Here is a 20,146-nt window from a genome sequence, read left to right as displayed (position 1 = left end):
TCTCCCGTCGCAGTTCTACACTGATGAAAAAGGGGGAATTATGTCGCATCACCTTCTGTTTAATAACCATTATCACCAGCAACTGCCGGGATTTTACACCGAGCTGACACCCACGCCATTGCAGGGCGCACGTTTGCTGTACCATAACACCACGCTTGCTCAGGAACTGGGGTTATCGAACGAGTGGTTTGACGGCGACAACCGCCGAATCTGGAGCGGAGAGTGCCTGTTGCCGGGTATGGCTCCGCTGGCTCAGGTATACAGTGGTCATCAGTTCGGGGCCTGGGCCGGGCAGTTGGGGGATGGTCGCGGCATCCTGCTTGGGCAACAGCAACTGGCGGATGGCCGGACACAAGACTGGCACCTTAAAGGTGCGGGGCTGACGCCCTATTCACGTATGGGCGACGGCCGGGCGGTATTACGTTCGGTGGTGCGCGAATTTTTGGCGTCGGAAGCGCTACACCATCTCGGTATTCCCACCACGCGGGCGTTGACGATTGTCAGCAGCGACCATCCGGTACAGCGTGAGCAGGAAGAACGAGCAGCGATGCTACTGCGAGTAGCGGACAGCCACGTCCGTTTTGGTCACTTCGAACATTTCTATTACCGTCGCGAGCCGGAGAAGGTGCGTCAACTGGCAGAGTATGTCATTGCACGGCACTGGCCGCAGTGGCAGCAGGAAACCGAACGTTATTACCTGTGGTTCTGCGATGTTGTTGAGCGTACTGCACACTTGATGGCGCACTGGCAGGCCGTTGGTTTTGCCCACGGGGTGATGAATACTGACAATATGTCCATTCTTGGCCTCACCATCGACTATGGTCCGTATGGTTTTATGGACGATTATCAACCCGGTTACATCTGCAATCATTCGGACTATCAGGGACGTTACGCCTTTGATAATCAACCGGCGGTAGCGTTGTGGAACCTGCACCGCCTGGCGCAGTCGCTATCGGGCCTGATGTCCAGCGATATCCTGCAACGGGCGTTAGATCGCTATGAGCCTGCGTTGATGCAGCGTTTCGGCGAGCTGATGCGCGCTAAACTCGGTTTTGATACGCCGCAGGCACAAGATAACGACGTGCTGGTGGGGCTATTGACGCTGATGCAGCGCGAGCAGGCGGACTATACCCACATTTTTCGACTGTTGTCGGAAACCGAACGGCACAGCAGCCACTCACCATTACAGGACGTGTTTATCGATCGTCCGGCCTTTGACGATTGGTTCAGCACGTACCGTCAGCGGCTGGCACTGGAAAGCACGGACGATGCTGAACGTCAGTGCCGGATGAAGCAGGCCAATCCGCGTTATGTATTACGCAATTATCTGGCTCAACAAGCGATAGAGCAGGCGGAGCGGGAAGATACCGGTCTGCTCGGGCGTTTGCATCAGGCGTTGCGTCAACCTTATGCGGATCAGCCGGATATGGCCGACTTGGCCGCGTTGCCTCCAACATGGGGTAAACATCTGGAGATTTCCTGTTCCAGCTAAAATGCGTGGGGGCCGATAGGGAAAATAACTGGCTGTATAATGGCAGGAATTAAGGGAGTAACTGGCTGATTATTTCCCATGTCACGCTGTAAAATCAGTATAAACTAGGGAATACCCGTCATTATTCGTAGCGCGAGTTTGCCTGTCAGGTGAGCTATTTCAATGAGTGATGGCGGTGTGTTGCAACGGATATATCGGTTGCGAGAAATAATGAGCAGACAGAAACGGGCCGGTTGCGAAAAGCGCAGTGTAATAAAAGCAGTGTCATTTTATGTACAGGGGATAAATGGATGTTGTTAGTCAAACGAAATACACCAAGACTGCTTCTGGGGGTAGCCAGCGCGATTTGGCTGGGTAGTCTGTCGACTTCGTTTTCCGCTCAGGCGGCTTCGCCGATTGCACCGGGCAGTGCAGTGTCGTCGGCCGCGTCAAAAAGTCATACCTCTGTCACCGCCGGTTTGCCTGCCGGTATTTCACCGCATTATCTTGGCGAATTGACGGCGCTGTATACACGCCAGCATATGCAACCAATGTGGAGCGACAGTCACGTCGTCAAGGCGTTTCAGCAGCAATTAGCGGAAGTTGCGCTTTCCGGTATTCAACCGCAATTCACCACCTGGGTTACCTGGTTAACCGACCCGAAATTAAACGGTTTTGCCCGTGATGTGGTGCTGTCGGACGCCATGCTCGGGTACATGCAGTTTGTTGCCGGGGTGGAGAAAAATGGCAATAGCTGGTTGTACAGCAGCGTTCCTTATAAGCTGGCCATGCCATCGGCGGAGATGATTGATCAGTGGCAGCGAGCGGTTGTATCGGGTAACGGGCTGGCGTTTATTGCGTCGCTGGCACCTCGTCATTCCCAGTATGCCAAAATGCACGACGCGTTGAAAAACATGCTGACGGACAACCGCCCCTGGCCACAGCTCATCCTGGCGGATTCATTGCGCCCCGGCGATGAGAGCAACGCGTTACCGGTATTAAAAGAGATTCTGCTGCGAACCGGCATGTTGAATCAGGACAGTCGGGCGATGCCGTTGTTTAATGAGGCGTCATCAGGTAATACCTCACCGCTGCGCTATGACGGGGAGATGGTGGACGCGGTGAAACGCTTTCAGCACTCGCAAGGGTTGCAGGATGACGGGGTGATCGGCAAACGGACTCGCGACTGGCTCAATGTCTCTTCGCAGAGACGTGCGACCTTGTTGGCGTTGAATATCCAGCGCCTGCGGCTGGTGCCGGATAAGGTCAGCAGCGGCATCGTGGTGAATATTCCCAACTACTCACTCAGTTACTATCAGAATGGCGCGGAGATTTTGTCGTCAAGGGTGATTGTCGGCCAGCCGAAGCGCAAGACACCGTTGATGAGCAGTTCGCTGAGCAATGTGGTGATGAATCCGCCGTGGAATGTGCCTACCACGCTTACCCGTCAGGACATTATTCCCAAGGTGATTCAGGACCCTGGATATCTGCAACGCCACGGTTATACCGTCTTGTCAGACTGGACCGAAAGCGCCCAGCCGATTGATCCTTCGATGATCGATTGGCCGATGGTGTCGGCCAGCAACTTTCCGTATCGCCTGCGTCAGGCTCCGGGGGACAGCAATTCGCTGGGACGTTACAAGTTCAACATGCCGAATACGGATGCTATCTACCTGCATGACACGCCTAACCACAATTTGTTTCAGAAAGATATCCGGGCGCTGAGTTCGGGGTGTGTGCGTGTTAATAAGGCATCGGAACTGGCGGCATTGTTATTGCAGGACGCTGGCTGGAACAATGCCCGTATTTCGTCAACTCTTGAACAGGGCAACACCACTTATGTCGCGGTGCGCCAAAGAGTGCCGGTGAATTTTTACTACCTGACCGCCTGGGTGGCTGACGATGGTAAGCCACAGTTCCGCACAGATATTTACAATTATGATGATACGGTGAAAACCGGCGCGCTGGCTTTGTCTAAGGTTGGATTATTACTACAGTAAGTATCCGTAATGCGGGCAATTCTCTGGGACGTCGACAGGTATTGTCGGGTGAAAGGCAGTGGGTGTTGGCTCCAGCGTTGGCGTAAAGCCGGTTGACGGGCCAACCGCGTGCAGTTAAGGTGCAAAGCGGTACATTTTTTACGTACCGCTTCACCTGTTGTTCTTCCTTCGCTGTTTTAGCCCAGGGTACTCAAGTTTTATGGAACACATTGATAATCATCGACGCAAATGGCTGGCGCTCGGCGGCGCAGCATTAGGGATAGCGCTGCTGCCGGGTCAATCGCTGGCTTCATTATCCACTGCTCGTCCGCGCATTCTTACGTTGAACAATATCAATACCGGTGAGCGCATCAAAGTCGAATTCTTCGATGGTCGTCGTTATAACAAAGAAGAACTCTCCCGGTTAAACCATTTCTTCCGCGATTATCGGGCGAATAAAGTCAAAACCATCGACCCGGCGCTGTTTGATCAGCTATACCGCTTGCAAGTCATGTTAGGTTCCGCCAAGCCGGTACAGCTGATCTCGGGTTATCGTTCTTACAGTACCAATGAAGATTTGCGGTCGCACAGTAAGGGCGTGGCAAAACAGAGCTATCACACCCAGGGAAAGGCCATGGATTTCCATATTGAAGGCGTCCAACTGGCGAATATCCGAAAAGCCGCGATGAAAATGCGTGCCGGTGGCGTTGGCTATTACCCGCAGAGCAATTTTGTGCACATTGATACTGGCGCGGTCCGCACCTGGTAACACGCATTACTGTGTGGCGACGTCAGCATTCCCTTGAACAAGGATTGAAGTAAAACGGAGCGGTATGAAGTACCAGATTATTCCTGTCACAGCGTTTAGCCAGAATTGTACGCTGTTATGGTGTGAAAAAACGTTGCAGGCCGCCATTGTTGATCCCGGCGGTGACGCAGAAAAAATCAAACACGTTGTGGCGCAGACCGGCGTGACGGTGACGCAAGTGTTGTTAACGCATGGTCATCTGGACCATGTTGGTGCCGCTGCTGCGTTGGCTGAATACTTTCAAGTGCCTATCGTTGGCCCTCAGCAGGCAGATGCCTTCTGGCTTGATGGGCTACCCGCCCAGAGCAGGATGTTCGGCCTGGATGATTGCCCACCTTTGGTGCCCACTCGCTGGCTGGAGGAGGGCGATATTGTCGCTATTGGTGAATCAGAGTTATCTGTTCTGCATTGCCCAGGTCATACACCGGGTCATGTGGTGTTCATTGATAAGCAGGCACGTTTCGCACAGGTTGGTGATGTGATTTTTCGTGGCGGAGTGGGGCGTAGTGATTTTCCACAAGGAAACCATCAGGCACTGGTGGACTCCATCCGTAATAAGTTATTCCCGCTGGGCGATGATATCGCTTTCATTCCGGGTCATGGCCCTATGTCCACATTTGGTGACGAGCGCCGTACTAACCCGTTTGTGCGCGATACTGACTGATTCCTCTTTTATTGGGCAACAAAAAGGCCAGCAAAGTCAGCTGGCCTTTTTGTTTGCATGTGCCCTTTTAAAGGGCGACAGCTGTGATTACAGCACGGCAACGATGGCTTCGCACAGCGGTGCCATATTTTCCGGCGTCATGCCTGCGACGTTGATTCGACCGGAGTTCACCGCGTAAATACCAAACTCGTTGCGCAGACGGAGCACCTGATCCTTACTCAGCCCGCTGAAAGAGAACATACCATTCTGGTTGATGATAAAGGAGAAATCCTGATTGGCACCTTTTTCCTGCAGCGTACTGACGAACAGGTGACGCATACGCTGAATGCGCTCGCGCATTGCGGTTAATTCCTGTTCCCAGATGTTACGCAGTGATTCGTTGGAGAGTACTGTTGCCACAACTGCCGCACCGTGTGACGGTGGGTTGGAGTAGTTGGCGCGAATCGCTGCCTTGACCTGGCTGAAGGCAGTGTCGACAGTTGCGGCATCTGCCGCCACGATAGTGCAGGCGCCGACACGCTCGTTGTACAAGCCAAAATTCTTGGAGTAAGAGCTGGCGACGATTAATTCTTTGTGTTTGGCGGCAAAAATGCGCAGCCCTTCGGCGTCTTCATCCAGACCACGGGCAAAGCCCTGATAGGCGAAGTCAAACAGCGGCAGCCAGCCTTTTTCCAGCGCCAGGTCAGCCAACTGCGCCCATTGCGCTTGTGTTGGGTCGATACCGGTAGGGTTATGACAACAGCCATGGAACAGCACAACATCGCCAGCCTGAGCTGCATTAAGGCTGGTCAGCATACTGTCAAAATCCAGCGCGTGATTCGCCGCGTCGTAGTAGGTGTAATCACAGACTTCGAGGCCGACGGCAGAAAACACATTTTTATGGTTCGGCCAGCTCGGGTTGCTCACCCAGATGCGCTTAGCGCTGGTTTGGTTGGCAATGAAGTCCGCAGCAACACGCAGGCCACCGGTGCCTCCCGGCGTTTGTGCGGTGCGTGCACGTTTGTTCGCAATGATCTCGCTCTGCTTACCGAACAACAGCTCCTGAGTGCAGCGGGCAAATTCGGGGATGCCATCAATACTCAGGTAATTTTTGGTGGTTTCTGTTTCCAGCAACAGCTGTTCCGCTTTTTTAACACTGGTGAGTACCGGTGTTTTGCCGGTTTCATCTTTATACACACCAATCCCCAGGTTGATTTTGTGGGGGCGTTCGTCAGCACGAAACAGGTCGGCCAGCCCCAGAATTGGGTCGGCAGGTGCGGCAGCGATCTTTTCAAACATTGCGAAGTAATCCATGACAGAGAGTAAACAGAAATATCAGGTTAACGCCAGCGTCTGGCTTTGCCAACCGTTTGCATCAAAAGAAACGGAAATAATGGTAGAAGATAAAGTGATGGTACAAATACCTTATGAGAAAGGTTGGGGCAGAGCGGTGTGATAAAAGCGGTACATATGTGGTAAGTATTCCTGAATGTAAAAAGCCGGGAGAGAGGGCTCCCGGCTTGACACAGGTACTCAATAAAGCAGCAATTAGAACTGGTAAGTCAGGCCGGTGAAGACGCTGTTACCGGTTCTTCTGTTGTATGGATTATTGTCTGAGTCAATCAGGTTGACCAGATATTCCACGTTAGCTGCCAGGTTTTTATTGAAGTTATAGGTGCTGCCGATGCTGACATATTTAGTGATGTAGCCACTGGTGCCAGCTGTATCATCGTCTGCTTTAGCAGAAACATATGCCAGAGAAGGGGTCAAACCAAAGTCAAAATGATATTGAGCAACTGCTTCGAATACTTTGGTTTTGTCCAGAGCGGAGGTAGAGGTGCGTCCCAGGTAGCTCAGGTTATGATATTCACCATAAGTCGTAGCCAAATAGATGCTGTTGGCATCGTATTTCAGGCCTGTAGCCCATGCTTCAGCTTTTTTGCCTCGGTTATCGGGAGTTTGGAAGCGAGTGCGGTCTGCTGCTTCATAAGATGCGATAACACCAACACCAATTGGAGACGTGTAGGAGGAGGAAATACCCCAGCCGTCGCCAGTCTGTTTTCTCAACTGAGTTGAGTCTTCGTGTTTAGCCTGATACTGAACGCCAAAATCCCATCCATCCACCAGACCGAAGAAGTTTTTGTTACGGTAAGTGGCAACACCGGAAGAACGACCTGTGATGCTATCAGTGTAGCTCTGGTCACCGCCCCATTCTGGCAGAACGTCAGTATAAGAGATACCGTCATAGGCGATACCTTTATTACGACCATAATCAATTGAGCCGAAGTTGGCAAACTTCAGACCGGCATACGCATAACGAGTTTTGCTGCCATTACCGTTGGTGCCAATCGGCAGGCTGTTGGAGTCTTCTGGATTACTGGCATCAAAATGATATTCAAAACGGCCGTAGCCGATCAGATCCTTGGTGATCTGAGTTTCACCTTTGAAACCCATACGAACGTAGGTCTGATCGCCTCTTCCTTCAAAACTCTTGGTTGAGTCACCAAAATAATAACCGGCATGAACTTTACCGGTCAGATCAAGTTTGTTGCCATCTTTGTTATACACTTCAGCCGCATTGGCTGCACCAGCAGCCAACAAAGCAGGGATAGCCACTGCCAGAATATTGCGCTTCATCATTATAATTACCCTCATTGTGTTATATCGCCTGCTCAACATTTACAGATAAATCCTTAAGGAACTTCTGACGTGAGCCGGTGTCTTTCTGTGTCCGAAAGCAGTGTTCCATTCACAATGAGCTTTATCTACATCACAAATGATACCAATAGCTCAAAAGTGGTGCATTTTGTTCTTATTTGTAACTAATTTTTAATTTAAGGTTTGTTTTTACAGTTTTATTAAGGATTTGGGTCTTAAGTCTCTTTTTTTGTTGAATTTATCTAATGATTTGATGGGTTTTTTGATGTGTTTAATTCGGAATTCATATGATAAAAATATATTTATTTCATGTGCCTGTCATCATATTTGCCCCATTTTGTAATAAATGCAGGGTAATTGGGGGTGACGACAGTAAATAAAAGCTCTATTAAACTAAAGTGGTTTGACTTTTTATGTTCGGCATCGTGTGGAAATAAAAAACACCAGTCGGAAAAACCAACTGGTGTTTAGAACTCAGTCTGTAATCTGTCAACATCAATAGTTGACAGATTATAAGGCGAGATTAGAACTGGTAGATAGCGCCAACAGCTACAGTGTTGCCAGTAGAAACGCTGTGCGGGTTGTTGTCACCATCGATCAGGTTAATATCGTATTCAACCAGAGTAGAGAAGTTCTTGTTGAATGCATAGGTAGCACCTACGCTGACATATTTCTTCAGGTAACCGCTGGTTTTCGCTGTAGAGGTATCATCATCTGCTTTAGCAGTTACATAACCCAGAGACGGGGTCAGACCGAAATCAAAGGTATACTGTGCAACAGCTTCAAATACCTTGGTTTTATCATAAGCAAAAGTAGCATTCTTGTCTAAGTAAGACAGGTTATGATACTCACCGTATGTAGCTGCAATGTACACGTTGTTAGCATCATATTTCAGGCCAGTTGCCCATGCTTCAGCTTTTTCGCCACGGCCATCAAGAACCTGAGATTTGGTACGGTCAGCTGCGGTATAAGAGCCGATTACACCTACACCAAACGGAGAGGTATAAGAAGAAGAGATCGCCCAGCCATCACCGGTTTGTTTTCTCAGCTGAGTAGAGTCTTCATGTTTAGCCTGGTAACCCAGAGCGAAGTCCCAGCCGTCTACCAGACCGAAGAAGTTCTTGTTACGGTAGGTAGCAACACCGGCGTTACGACCAGTCAGGTTATCAGTATAAGATGAGTCACCACCTTGTTCTGGCAGAACGTCGGTATAAGACAGGCCATCGTAGCCAACTGCACGGTTACGACCGTAATCCAGCGAGCCGAAATCACCAAATTTCAAACCGGCATAAGCATAACGGGTTTTGCTGCCAGTGTTACTGCTCGGCAGACTATTGCTGTCTTCAGCGTTGCTAGCGTCAAACTGATATTCAAAACGGCCATAACCAGTCAGGTCGTTGTTGATTTTGGTTTCGCCTTTGAAACCCAGACGTGCATAAGTCTGATCACCGTCGCCAAATACACTGTTAGACTCATCACCGAAGTAGTGAGCAGCTTCGATTTTACCAGTCAGGTCCAGCTTGTTACCGTCTTTGTTATACACTTCTGCCGCGTTAGCTGCACCGGCAGCCAACAGAGCCGGGATTACCACTGCAAGAATATTGCGCTTCATCATTATTACCCTCATTGGTGTTATTAAGACCCCTGCATCACAATAAAAAAAAACTTAACGGAACTTTATTGCGAGCACAGTTGTCTTCCTGTGTCTGCACGCAGTTTTCCATTCACCCGCTCGTTAATCTACCCTTTAAATGATACTAATTTCGAAAACGAGTAACTATTGGAAAATATGTGTTTCATTTTGTAAAAATGATGGAACTTTGTGAGCAGCATCTAAAATAAATAAGAAGGGCACCCATAAGGTGCCCTTCTTATTGCAGATATCTGTTTTTCTTATGTTATTTTTTGCTTAGAAGGTGGCGTTACGTGGGGTACGCGGGAAGGGAATAACATCGCGCACATTTTGTACACCCGTTACATAAGCAATCAAACGTTCAAAACCAAGCCCGAAACCAGAATGGGGGATGGTGCCGTAACGACGCAGATCGCGATACCACCAGTAGTCTTCTTTACTGAGTCCCATTTCTTCCAAACGGGCATCCAGTTGTTCCAAACGCTCTTCACGCTGGGAACCACCGATAATTTCGCCGATGCCCGGTGCCAGCACGTCCATCGCTGCCACGGTTTTACCGTCGCTGTTCATGCGCATATAAAATGCTTTGATGTCTTTCGGGTAGTTTTTGACGACAACCGGTGCCTGGAAGTGTTTCTCTGCCAGATAGCGCTCGTGCTCGGAAGACAGGTCGATGCCCCAGGAAACCGGGTTTTCAAATGTCTGCCCGCAGTTTTCCAGAATGGTGATGGCATCGGTGTAATCCACCTGGGCGAAGTCGGAGCTGACAAAACGTTCCAGTCGGCTGACGGCGTCTTTATCTACACGTTCAGCAAAAAATTTCATGTCATCGGCACGTTCTTCCAGTACGGCCTTGAACACGAACTTCAGCAGGTTTTCCGCCAGCGCGGCGACGTCGTCCAGCGTGGCAAACGCCACTTCCGGCTCGATCATCCAGAACTCCGCCAGATGGCGGCTGGTGTTGGAGTTTTCAGCGCGGAAGGTTGGCCCGAAGGTGTAAATTTTAGACAGGGCGCAGGCATAGGTTTCGCCGTTAAGCTGGCCGGATACGGTCAGGAACGCTTCTTTACCGAAGAAATCTTCGCTGAAATCTACTTTGCCCTGATCGTTGCGCGGCAGGTTTTCCAGATCCAGTGTGGATACCCGGAACATTTCGCCAGCACCTTCGGTATCGGAGGCGGTAATGATTGGCGTGGACACCCAGTAGAAACCGCTCTGATGGAAGAAGCGGTGGATAGCCTGTGCCAGTGTGTGACGCACGCGCGCGACGGCGCCGACCAGGTTGGTGCGTGGGCGCAAATGCGCAACTTCACGCAGGTATTCGATGCTGTGGCGTTTGGCCGCCATCGGATAGGTATCAGGGTCTTCCACCCAGCCGACGACCTTGATGTCGGTCGCCTGCAGTTCAAAACTCTGGCCTTCGCCGGGGGATTCCACCACCTTGCCGGTGACTTCCACCGAACAACCGGTCGTCAAACGCAGAACATCGCTCTGGTAATTGGCAAGATTATTATTGACGACGGCCTGTAGCGAATCAAAGCAGGAACCGTCATAGACGGCAATAAAGGAAATACCGGCTTTAGAGTCTCTCCGGGTACGTACCCAGCCGCGCACGGTGACGTCACTGTCAACGGCGACACGGCCTTGCAGTACGTCGACTACAGGCACTACGCTCATAACATTCTCTCTATTGGTGAAATTTAATGGGGAACTGTCATTGCCCAGCATGGGCATTTCATTATGTTACTTGCCGTTAGGCAGGACACAAGCAGAAATCACCGGAACGCGCCAAGTTTTACGCGATTCCGGTGCTACTGGCTTAAAGAGTAGCCAGTAGTGTGAGGAGTGAATAATGCGAGAAGTATGGTGCTCAGGAGGCTTTTTTCACGCGTGGCAGATCAAACGCCTTGCGCAGCTCGCTGACAAACGCCTGATCCTGGCAAATGGTTTTTCCTGGACTGTCTGACAACTTCGCCACCGGTTTGCCGTTGCACTCCACCAGTTTGATGACGATATTCAACGGTTTGACGCCGGGGATATCGCAGGTCAGGCGGGTGCCGATACCGAAGACCACGTTGATGCGTTGCCCGAAGTGACGGTAAAGGTGCAGTGCTTTTTCCAGATTGAGGTTATCGGAAAACACCAGCGTTTTACTCATCGGGTCGATATCTAACGCGTGATAATGGGCGATGGCTTTTTCACCCCATTCGATCGGGTCGCCGGAATCATGCCGTAATCCCTGATAACGCTGGGCGAATGGCTGGTCGAAGTCGCGCAGGAACGCGTCCATGGTGATGCAGTCGGTCAGCGCGATACCGAGCTGTTCCGGGTATTCCTGCAACCAGGCATCCAGCGCGGCACGTTGACTGTTCGCTAGTGTCGGGCTGATCTGCTGATGGGCCTGGAACCATTCGTGCGCCTGAGTGCCGACCGGCGTCAGTTGCAGACGTCGCGCCAGATCGTAGTTACTGGTGCCAATCAGGTAAGGGAATTCCGTCTTGAGCGTCTGCACGATCTGGTGCTGAACCTCATGAGAGAAACGACGACGGGTGCCAAAATCCATCAATTTGAAACGGCTAAGGTCGGTATCGACACTGTGCTGGCGAAAGCGTGCCAGTGTGTCGTGCAACTGACTGAGCGCGGCGGCGATATGCTCACCGGGCGTGCGAGCGCGGTGCACCACTTCACTGATGACTGCCAGCAGCGGCACTTCCCACAGAATCACTTCGCGCCACGGCCCGGTGATACGAATATCCAGCTTGCCCTGATGATTACTAACGCGAATTTGCGCCGGATTAAAACGGAAGGTTTTCAGCCAGTCGAGATAATCGGTTTTGAAAAACGGCAGGGAGGCAAGGTAGGCATACTCATCGTCATGCAACGACAGTTGGCTCATGGCCTCTACCTGCGCCCGGATCTCATCGGCATAGCCCCCTAACAACTCATCGCCGCGGCAGCGAAATTCGGCGGCCACATGCACATCATAATAATGGTGGTAGACGGCTTGCTGCATATGCAGCTTATAGGCGTCGGTATCCAGCAATGAGGTCAGTATCGGGGCAGTGTGTAAAGTCATAATGCGCTACCGCATCCTCGTTTAATACAATTTACAAGCTAATGCACGTGACCGTCATGGTCATCGACAGCGAGAGTCAACTGTCTGTTCAATGGGGCTTATCACATCATATTGGGCGGATGAAGGCGAGATTCAATCGTGCGATTGTGACAAAAAAGTAGCTGTTTTTACCGCCTGGTTAATATGAGTGATTGAATTATAATGTTTTTTATACTAAACAATATTAGCTGGAAAATCGGCTTGCCGTCACGACAGCATATGAAAAGCAGGAAAGTTTGCATTCCGGCAGTCACTCCCCTTTAATAGACGTAACAGCCTGTTGAATAACGGAACTGCGTACAAAGTAGACGAGATCAGGTGCGTAAGCAGGCGATCATACGGTTTCCCGCGTACTGGCAAAGAAAGGTTGGTGCAGCGGTGCTGTTTACCCTGGTTTACTGTGTGAATACATAAAAGACGGCGATTATTGCCTGGTTATGCGGGTTCTTCGTAGCCGGTAGCACGCGGTGTGTTAATCGCGTGTTTTTGTGCGTCTCTTCTATATATAAGGAAGCGCGATGCGCCGCCAGTGCATCCTGCGCCGTCATTATTACTGCTGTCATTAAGGTAATCAGTCATGAGTCAACAACCACAAGTCAAATACCGGCACGATTACCGCGCGCCGGACTATACCATTACCGATATCGCGCTGGATTTTGACCTGCACCCGGAACAGACCAGGGTGGTAGCCGTCAGTCAGGTCGTGCTGCAAGGCGAGCAGGGCGCTGCGCTGAAACTGGATGGTGAAGGACTGAAATTATTGCGCGTGCAGGTCGATGGTCAGGATTGGCAGGCGCACCGTTTGCTGGAAGGCGGCCTGGAACTGACCGGATTGCCGGAGAAATTCACGCTGCGGATTGAAACGGAAATCAGCCCGGCGACCAATAGCGCGCTGGAAGGGTTATATCAGTCAGGCGATGCGTTATGCACCCAATGCGAAGCGGAAGGATTCCGTCACATTACCTATTATCTGGACCGCCCGGACGTATTGGCGCGTTTCACCACCCGTATTACTGCCGATAAGGCGCGCTATCCATACCTGCTTTCCAACGGTAACCGCGTGGCGCAGGGCGAACTGGACGAAGGCCGTCACTGGGTGGAATGGCAAGATCCGTTCCCGAAACCTTGCTACCTGTTTGCACTGGTAGCGGGCGATTTTGATGTGCTGCGCGACAGTTTCATCACCCGTTCTGGTCGTGACGTGGCGCTGGAGCTGTTCGTAGACCGCGGCAATCTCGATCGCGCTGATTGGGCGATGACCTCGCTGAAAAACGCCATGAAGTGGGATGAAACCCGTTTTGGGCTGGAATACGACCTCGACATTTATATGATCGTGGCGGTGGATTTCTTCAACATGGGGGCAATGGAGAACAAGGGGCTGAACATTTTCAACTCCAAGTTTGTGCTGGCCAAGGCTGAAACCGCCACCGACAAGGATTACCTCGGTATCGAAGCGGTGATCGCCCATGAATATTTCCACAACTGGACCGGTAACCGCGTCACCTGCCGCGATTGGTTCCAGCTGAGCCTGAAAGAAGGGCTGACGGTGTTCCGCGACCAGGAGTTCAGCTCCGACGTCGGCTCCCGCCCGGCTAATCGTATCGACAACGTGCGCGTCATGCGCGGCGCACAGTTCGCCGAAGACGCCAGCCCGATGTCCCACCCGATTCGCCCGGATCAGGTTATCGAAATGAATAACTTCTATACCCTGACGGTGTATGAAAAAGGGTCGGAAGTGATTCGTATGATGCACACCCTGCTGGGCGAAGAGAAATTCCAGGCGGGGATGCGGCTGTATTTTGACCGCCATGACGGCAGCGCTGCTACCTGTGATGACTTTGTACAGGCGATGGAGGACGCGTCCAGCGTCGATCTGTCCCAGTTCCGCCGTTGGTACAGCCAGTCCGGCACGCCGGTGGTGACGGTCCGCGACGATTACGACGCCGCCACCCGCCAGTACCGGTTGCATGTCAGCCAGATGACGCCGGTCGGTGCTGACAAACAGCCTAAACTGCCGCTGCATATTCCGTTGGATGTGGAATTGTACGATACCGCAGGGCAGGTGATCCCGCTGTGTCAGAAAGGGCAGAAGCTGGGTTCGGTGCTGAACGTAACCGAAGCGGAACAAACCTTTGTGTTTGATGACGTGCCGTGCCAGCCGGTGCCGTCGCTGCTGCGCGAGTTCTCCGCGCCGGTCAAACTGAACTACGCCTGGAGCGATGAGCAACTGACGTTCCTGATGCGTCACGCCAGCAATGCATTTTCTCGCTGGGACGCGGCTCAGAGCCTGCTGGCTAACTACATTCGCCTGAACGTAGCGCGTCATCAGCAGAAACAGCCGTTGTCGTTACCGATGCACGTGGTGGATGCCTTCCGCGGCGTGCTGCTGGATGACCAACTGGACCCGATGCTGGCATCGCAGATCCTGTCGCTGCCGAGCGAAAACGAAATGGCAGAGCTGTTTGACGTCATCGACCCGGAAGCCATCGCTGCGGTGCGTCAGTCGCTGGTGCAAACGCTGGCGCAGGAAATGGCGGATGAACTGCTGGCGGTATACCGTGCCAACAAACTGGCGTCCTACCGCGTTGATCAGCAGGACATGGGCAAACGCGCACTGCGCAATCTGTGCCTGAGCTATCTGGCGTTTGCCGATCGCTCACAGGCGGATGCGTTAGCGGCAGCGCAGTTTACCGATGCTGACAACATGACCGACTCGCTGGCGGCGATGGCGGCGGCTGTGGCGGCGCAACTGCCGTGCCGGGATACGCTGCTGGCGGCGTTTGACGAGCGTTGGCATCAGGATGGTCTGGTGATGGACAAATGGTTCACTTTGCAGGCCAGCAGCCCGGCCAGCGACGTGTTGAACCGGGTGCGTGAATTGCTCAACCACCGTTCCTTCAGCCTGAACAACCCCAATCGCCTGCGCTCGCTGGTTGGATCGTTCTGTGCGGGCAACCCGTCGGCGTTCCACGCGGTAGACGGCAGCGGCTATCAGTTCCTGACTGAGATGCTCAGCGATCTGAACACCCGTAACCCGCAGGTGGCTTCCCGCCTGATTGAACCGCTGATTCGCCTCAAACGTTACGACAGCAACCGTCAGGCACTGATGCGTCAGGCGCTGGAAACCCTCAAAGGGCTGGAAAACCTGTCAGGCGATCTGTTTGAGAAGATCACCAAGGCGCTGGGGGCGTAAGCGCAACCAAAATAATATCAGTGTCTTATTGATATTATGGCAATAATGAAAAACCACCGCGGTCAACCGTCGGTGGTTTTTTTATCCCTTGAACGGGGAGCCTACATTAGGCATGTACCTGCGATCGGTGCGGTGCATCGCGGGACACGGTTGGCATCAAAATCCGCTCTAGCACCTGCGCTTCCAGCTCCGCCAGCCGGGCGGAGCCACGGCGACGTGGGCGCGGCAGGTCAATCGTCACATCCAGCCCGACCTGGCCTTGTTCGATCAGGATCACCCGGTCGGCCAGCGCGACGGCTTCGCTGACGTCGTGGGTCACCAGCAGTACGGTAAATCCCTGTTGCAGCCAGAGGGATTCAATCAACCCCTGCATTTCGATTCTGGTCAGCGCATCCAGCGCGCCCAGTGGCTCATCCAGCAATAACAGACCGGGGCGATGGATCAGCGCGCGCGCCAGCGCCACCCGCTGTTTTTGCCCGCCGGACAGTGCCGCGGGCCAGTCGCTGGCGCGTGATGACAACCCGACGGCATCCAGCACCTGATGCGCGGCCGTGCGCCATTCACTGCGCAATCCCAGCCCAACGTTGTCGAGCACCCGTTTCCACGGCAACAACCGGGCCTCCTGAAACATCAGCCGGATATCGTCGCGCGCCTGATGTAACGGCGCGCGGCCGGCCAGCAACTCCCCGCCGCTGGTTTGCTCCAGACCCGCCAGCAGGCGCAACAGGGTGCTCTTACCGCAGCCGCTGCGGCCGACTACGGCGATGAACTGACCGGCCGGAATGTGCAGGTGTACGTCGTTCAGAATGGTGCGCTGACCATAACGTTTGGTGACGCCGTTAATCAGCAATGGCGTACCGGCGTTAAGGCGGGCCGGTGTTGCGGTATTGAGCGCCGCAGTATTGAGAACAGTTGTATTGAGAACAGTTGTATTGAGAACAGTCGTATTGATAGCGGTAGTCTTGAGCGTCATGCGTGTTCCTCCGTTACTTGCCAACTGGGGTGCCAACGCAGCCAGATACGTTCCAGCGTCAGGGCGATGACGTCAGCCAGCTTGCCCAGCAGGGCGTACAGAATAATGGCCACCACCACCACGTCGGTTTGCAGAAATTCGCGCGCGTTCATCGCCAGATAACCGATGCCGGAGCTGGCGGAGATGGTTTCCGCTACGATCAGTGTCAGCCACATCAAGCCGAGCGAGAAGCGCACACCGACCATGATCGAGGGCAGTGCGCCGGGCAGCAGCACCTCACGGAACAGCCGGAAACCAGACAGGCCATAACTGCGCGACATTTCCAGCAGGCCGCTGTCGATATGGCGAATACCGTGGTAGGTGTTGAGATAGATGGGGAATAACGTGCCGAGCGCCACCAGAAAGATCTTGGCGCTCTCATCAATGCCAAACCACAGGATCACCAGCGGGATCAATGCCAGATGCGGTACGTTACGCAGCATTTGGATCGAGGTATCCAGCAACCGTTCGCCAGTACGGGATAAGCCAGTGATAAACCCCAGCGCCAGCCCCACTGCACCGCCGATGGCAAACCCGGTCAGCGCGCGCCAGGTACTGATGCTGAGGTGTTGCCAGAGTTCGCCGCTGCGGGTCAATCGCCAGAAGGTGACGGCAATCGCTTGTGGCGAAGGCAGGATCCGGGTGGAGAGCCAGCCGACGCTGGACGCAAGCTGCCAAACCGCCACCAGCAGCAGCGGCAGCAGCCAGGGCGTCAGACGTGTGGTGAGGCGTGTCAGTGTCTTACGCATTCGGCGACCTTAGCTTTGGGCTGCTTTCAGCAGGGGGACAAACTCGTTGCCGACGATTTCGCCTTGCGAACGCAAGGGCTGTGGTTGTGGCACCTCCGGCACGGCGACGTCCAGATGTGGGAACAGCAGTTCACCGACTTTGTAGGCTTCTTCTAAATGCGGGTAGCCAGACAGCACAAACGTGTCGATGCCCAGATCAGCATACTCCTGAATGCGTTGCGCCACGGTTTGTGGGTCGCCCACCAGTGCCGTACCTGCACCGCCGCGCACCAGACCGATACCGGCCCACAGGTTGGGGCTGATCTCCAGCTTGTCGCGGCGACCGCCGTGCAGCGCCACCATGCGCTGCTGTCCCACCGAGTCAAAGCGATTCAGCGACGCCTGCGCTTGTGCGATGGTGTCGTCATCCAGCCGCGAGATCAGGCGGTTGGCGGCCTGCCAGGCTTCTTCGTTGGTTTCGCGCACAATGACGTGCAGGCGGATGCCGAAACGCACGCTGCGCCCTTGTGCGGCGGCTTTGGCCCGCACGCGGTCCAGTTTCTCTTTCACCTGCGCGGGCGGCTCGCCCCAGGTGAGGTAGAGTTCTACTTGTTCGGCGGCCAGATCCAGCGCTGCGTCGGACGAGCCGCCGAAGTAGAGCGGTGGACGCGGCTGTTGTACCGGCGGGTAGTGCAGCCTGGCCCCTTTCACCTGGATATGCTTGCCGTCGTAATCGACGGTTTCGCCTTCCAGTACCCGCCGCCAGATACGGGTAAATTCAGCGGACGCTTCGTAACGTTGTTGATGATCGAGGAACAGCCCTTCGGCGGCCAGTTCGTCCGGGTCGCCGCCAGTGACCAGATTAAACAGCGCCCGGCCGTTGGATAGCCGGTCCAGCGTGGCGGCCTGACGGGCGGCCAGCGTTGGCGAGATAATGCCGGGGCGCAGTGCTACCAAAAAACGCAAACGTTGGGTGACCGGGATCAGCGATGACGCCACCAGCCAGGAATCTTCGCAGGAACGGCCGGTCGGAATCAGTACGCCACCAAACCCCAGCCGGTCCGCGGCCTGCGCGATTTGTTGCAGATAACCGTAATCAACCGGACGCGCGTTTTCACCTTTACCGAAATAGTGGCCGTCGCCGTGAGTGGGCAGGAACCAGAAAATATTCAGACTCATTATGATCGTCTCCGTGATGGTGGGCTGAGAATTATTGCGTTACCGGGCCATGCCAGATGCGGCTGGCAACATCCAGGCGAGCGGGAATCAGGTGGTTTTGGTAAAACAGGTCGGCGGTGTGCTGCTGTGCCTGCAAGGTGCGTTCATCCACCGGTTTAATCACGGTAATTGGACGATGGTCGAAATAGGTGCTGATAACCGCTTCCGGCAACCCCATCGCGTTGGCGAGTAACGTAACGCTTTGTGAACGCTGATTAATGGTCAGGGCGTCGGCCTGGGTCAGCGTATTGAGTAACTGTTGCAGGAAAGCACCGTGCTGCTCGGCATAACGGCGGGACGCCAGGTAAAACGAGCCAGTCAGATTCAGATCTGTGCCGTCGGCCAGTACCCGCACGCCGCCTTGCAGCAGTGCGGCGGAGTAGTAGGGATCCCAGATGGTCCAGGCATCGACGTTACCCTGTTGGAAGGCGGCACGGGCATCAGCCGGGGTCAGGTAGGCGGGCTGAATATCGGCGAATGTCAGCCCCGCCTTCTGCAAATTACGCAGCAGTAGGTTGTGGGAACTGGAGCCTTTCTGGAACGCCACTTTACGGCCTTTCAGGTCGGCGACGGTTTTGACTGGGCTATCGCTCTTGACCAGAATCACTTCGGCTTTAGGTTTGGGCGGTTCAACGCCAATGTAGACCAGATCGGCCCCGGCAGCCTGTGCAAACAACGGCGGGATATCGCCAGTACTGCCGACATCAATGCTGCCGATGTTCAATGCTTCCAACATTTGTGGTCCGGCAGGGAATTCAATCCAACTGATTTTGGTGTGCGGAAACTGTTTTTCCAGTAACTGGTGGGTTTTGGCCAGCACCAGACTGACCGAGCCTTTCTGATAACCGATGCGCAATTGCTCTGGGTCACTGGCGGCATGGGTGAAGGTAGACACGCCAAGCGCGCCAGAGAGCAGCAGTGTCAGAATGGTGTGTTTAATCCGGGATAACATAGTATCGCTTTCCTTATATAAAGCAGCCGGTCAGGCGATCTGGCGAAAGAGTTCGGGCTGACGACGAATCAGTGCCTGAAAGAAAACATTCAGAGCGTCTTGCAGACGGGCTTCCAGTGCATCGCTAAAGTGTGGGGTACGGTCGTAGTGGCTGATCTGGCTGTCATCCGCGAACACACCTTGCAGAATTTCCTGTGCTTTCAGGGCGTTCAGCACCGGCTTGAGGCTGTAATCCACCGCCAGCATGTGGGCGACAGAGCCTGCAGTGGACAATGGCAGCACCACTTTGTGTTCCAGCGCCCGCTCCGGCAGCACGTCCAGCAATGCTTTCAGACCGCCGGAAAACGACGCTTTGTAAATCGGGGTAGCGATCAGCAGGCCATCGGCGCTGGCGAGTTGTTCATTCAGGGCTTGCAGCGCCGGGCTGTCGAACCGGGCATTGAGCAGGTCTTCCGGCGGAAAATTGTGCAGGTGCCACGGCAACACCTCGGTGCCTTTGGCTTCCAGCCATTTCCCCGCGTGATGCAATAAAGCAGTAGAACGGGAAGGGTAACGTGGGCTGCCTGCCAGTGTTATAACGCGCATGGTGACTCCTTATAACTAAAAACCATCGGTTTTTACGTATTAATAACAATTCGATTAGTCTGGCAGAGACGGGGGAGGGTCGAAAAATGATTTATTGTGGAATGGAAAGCGAAAAAATGAATAAAAAACCCGCAATGCGCGGCGTATAAAG

General features: G+C 53.6%; 16 protein-coding genes. 6 read left to right on the top strand and 10 right to left on the bottom strand.

Annotation, left to right across the window (positions count from 1 at the left end; translation table 11 throughout):
- Positions 1-40 precede the first annotated feature (40 nt).
- The 4 genes from OB87_RS01155 (at position 41) to OB87_RS01140 (ending at position 4,922) form a co-directional block, all read left to right on the top strand.
- Positions 41-1,492 carry a protein adenylyltransferase SelO gene (locus OB87_RS01155; protein ID WP_033567618.1) on the top strand — a complete coding sequence of 484 codons (1,452 nt, stop codon included), beginning with the start codon at positions 41-43 and terminating at the stop codon, positions 1,490-1,492.
- Positions 1,493-1,782: 290 nt separating this feature from the next.
- Positions 1,783-3,471, top strand: a complete 1,689-nt coding sequence (ldtD, locus tag OB87_RS01150; protein WP_033567617.1) for a L,D-transpeptidase — start codon at positions 1,783-1,785, stop codon at positions 3,469-3,471.
- Between the two features lie 199 nt (positions 3,472-3,670).
- Positions 3,671-4,219, top strand: coding sequence for a YcbK family protein (locus OB87_RS01145; RefSeq protein WP_033567616.1), 549 nt, complete (start codon positions 3,671-3,673; stop codon positions 4,217-4,219).
- Positions 4,220-4,283: 64 nt separating this feature from the next.
- The gene (locus tag OB87_RS01140; protein WP_033567615.1) at positions 4,284-4,922 is read left to right on the top strand and encodes an MBL fold metallo-hydrolase; all 639 of its coding nucleotides are present in this window, start codon (positions 4,284-4,286) and stop codon (positions 4,920-4,922) included.
- Between the two features lie 87 nt (positions 4,923-5,009).
- Here OB87_RS01140 and OB87_RS01135 read toward each other — a convergent pair whose 3' ends face one another.
- On the bottom strand, positions 5,010-6,200 hold the full coding sequence (locus tag OB87_RS01135; RefSeq protein WP_033567614.1) for an amino acid aminotransferase: 1,191 nt from the start codon (positions 6,198-6,200) through the stop codon (positions 5,010-5,012).
- Positions 6,201-6,213: 13 nt separating this feature from the next.
- Here OB87_RS01135 and OB87_RS20810 point away from each other — a divergent pair, with 13 nt between their 5' ends.
- A complete protein-coding gene (locus OB87_RS20810) occupies positions 6,214-6,357 on the top strand; it encodes a hypothetical protein (protein WP_161783605.1) in 144 nt (47 codons plus the stop codon).
- Positions 6,358-6,449: 92 nt separating this feature from the next.
- Here the strand turns inward: OB87_RS20810 and OB87_RS01130 are convergent, their stop codons facing one another.
- The 4 genes from OB87_RS01130 to pncB all read right to left on the bottom strand — a co-directional run bounded on the left by OB87_RS01130 (position 6,450) and on the right by pncB (position 12,268).
- Positions 6,450-7,541, bottom strand: coding sequence for a porin (locus OB87_RS01130; RefSeq protein WP_033567613.1), 1,092 nt, complete (start codon positions 7,539-7,541; stop codon positions 6,450-6,452).
- A 541-nt stretch (positions 7,542-8,082) separates the two neighbouring features.
- Complete coding sequence (locus OB87_RS01125) at positions 8,083-9,174, bottom strand: porin (protein WP_033567612.1); 1,092 nt, start codon at positions 9,172-9,174, stop codon at positions 8,083-8,085.
- A gap of 294 nt (positions 9,175-9,468) precedes the next feature.
- A complete protein-coding gene (gene asnS, locus OB87_RS01120; RefSeq protein WP_033567948.1) occupies positions 9,469-10,869 on the bottom strand; it encodes an asparagine--tRNA ligase in 1,401 nt (466 codons plus the stop codon).
- Positions 10,870-11,062: 193 nt separating this feature from the next.
- Positions 11,063-12,268: a nicotinate phosphoribosyltransferase gene (gene pncB / locus OB87_RS01115; RefSeq protein ID WP_033567611.1), complete on the bottom strand. Its 1,206-nt coding sequence runs from the start codon at positions 12,266-12,268 to the stop codon at positions 11,063-11,065.
- Positions 12,269-12,884: 616 nt separating this feature from the next.
- Here pncB and pepN point away from each other — a divergent pair.
- On the top strand, positions 12,885-15,500 hold the full coding sequence (gene pepN / locus OB87_RS01110; RefSeq protein WP_033567610.1) for an aminopeptidase N: 2,616 nt from the start codon (positions 12,885-12,887) through the stop codon (positions 15,498-15,500).
- Positions 15,501-15,606: 106 nt separating this feature from the next.
- Here pepN and ssuB read toward each other — a convergent pair whose 3' ends face one another.
- Genes ssuB through ssuE form a run of 5 tightly spaced genes read right to left on the bottom strand, consistent with a single transcriptional unit; the run spans position 15,607 to position 19,995 of the window.
- A complete protein-coding gene (ssuB, locus tag OB87_RS01105) occupies positions 15,607-16,473 on the bottom strand; it encodes an aliphatic sulfonates ABC transporter ATP-binding protein (protein ID WP_235425216.1) in 867 nt (288 codons plus the stop codon).
- The gene (gene ssuC, locus OB87_RS01100) at positions 16,470-17,261 is read right to left on the bottom strand and encodes an aliphatic sulfonate ABC transporter permease SsuC (protein WP_033567609.1); all 792 of its coding nucleotides are present in this window, start codon (positions 17,259-17,261) and stop codon (positions 16,470-16,472) included. Before ssuC ends, ssuB begins: the two co-directional genes overlap by 4 nt.
- Positions 17,262-17,270: 9 nt before the next feature.
- Positions 17,271-18,419: an FMNH2-dependent alkanesulfonate monooxygenase gene (gene ssuD / locus OB87_RS01095; protein WP_033567608.1), complete on the bottom strand. Its 1,149-nt coding sequence runs from the start codon at positions 18,417-18,419 to the stop codon at positions 17,271-17,273.
- Between the two features lie 31 nt (positions 18,420-18,450).
- A complete protein-coding gene (locus OB87_RS01090) occupies positions 18,451-19,410 on the bottom strand; it encodes a sulfonate ABC transporter substrate-binding protein (protein WP_033567607.1) in 960 nt (319 codons plus the stop codon).
- Positions 19,411-19,440: 30 nt separating this feature from the next.
- Positions 19,441-19,995, bottom strand: coding sequence for an NADPH-dependent FMN reductase (gene ssuE, locus OB87_RS01085; protein WP_033567606.1), 555 nt, complete (start codon positions 19,993-19,995; stop codon positions 19,441-19,443).
- Between the last annotated feature and the right edge of the window lie 151 nt (positions 19,996-20,146).

Source organism: Dickeya undicola, assembly GCF_000784735.1.
Taxonomy (GTDB): domain Bacteria; phylum Pseudomonadota; class Gammaproteobacteria; order Enterobacterales; family Enterobacteriaceae; genus Dickeya; species Dickeya undicola.
Note: the sequence above shows the minus strand (reverse complement) of the source record. Positions and strands in the feature narration are given on the sequence as shown.

Coding starts and splice junctions, on each gene's coding strand:
- OB87_RS01155 (WP_033567618.1), top strand. CDS start 41: ATGTCGCATCACCTTCTGTTTAATAACCATTATCACCAGCAACTGCCG.
- ldtD (WP_033567617.1), top strand. CDS start 1,783: ATGTTGTTAGTCAAACGAAATACACCAAGACTGCTTCTGGGGGTAGCC.
- OB87_RS01145 (WP_033567616.1), top strand. CDS start 3,671: ATGGAACACATTGATAATCATCGACGCAAATGGCTGGCGCTCGGCGGC.
- OB87_RS01140 (WP_033567615.1), top strand. CDS start 4,284: ATGAAGTACCAGATTATTCCTGTCACAGCGTTTAGCCAGAATTGTACG.
- OB87_RS01135 (WP_033567614.1), bottom strand. CDS start 6,200: ATGTTTGAAAAGATCGCTGCCGCACCTGCCGACCCAATTCTGGGGCTG.
- OB87_RS20810 (WP_161783605.1), top strand. CDS start 6,214: ATGACAGAGAGTAAACAGAAATATCAGGTTAACGCCAGCGTCTGGCTT.
- OB87_RS01130 (WP_033567613.1), bottom strand. CDS start 7,541: ATGATGAAGCGCAATATTCTGGCAGTGGCTATCCCTGCTTTGTTGGCT.
- OB87_RS01125 (WP_033567612.1), bottom strand. CDS start 9,174: ATGATGAAGCGCAATATTCTTGCAGTGGTAATCCCGGCTCTGTTGGCT.
- asnS (WP_033567948.1), bottom strand. CDS start 10,869: ATGAGCGTAGTGCCTGTAGTCGACGTACTGCAAGGCCGTGTCGCCGTT.
- pncB (WP_033567611.1), bottom strand. CDS start 12,268: ATGACTTTACACACTGCCCCGATACTGACCTCATTGCTGGATACCGAC.
- pepN (WP_033567610.1), top strand. CDS start 12,885: ATGAGTCAACAACCACAAGTCAAATACCGGCACGATTACCGCGCGCCG.
- ssuB (WP_235425216.1), bottom strand. CDS start 16,473: ATGACGCTCAAGACTACCGCTATCAATACGACTGTTCTCAATACAACT.
- ssuC (WP_033567609.1), bottom strand. CDS start 17,261: ATGCGTAAGACACTGACACGCCTCACCACACGTCTGACGCCCTGGCTG.
- ssuD (WP_033567608.1), bottom strand. CDS start 18,419: ATGAGTCTGAATATTTTCTGGTTCCTGCCCACTCACGGCGACGGCCAC.
- OB87_RS01090 (WP_033567607.1), bottom strand. CDS start 19,410: ATGTTATCCCGGATTAAACACACCATTCTGACACTGCTGCTCTCTGGC.
- ssuE (WP_033567606.1), bottom strand. CDS start 19,995: ATGCGCGTTATAACACTGGCAGGCAGCCCACGTTACCCTTCCCGTTCT.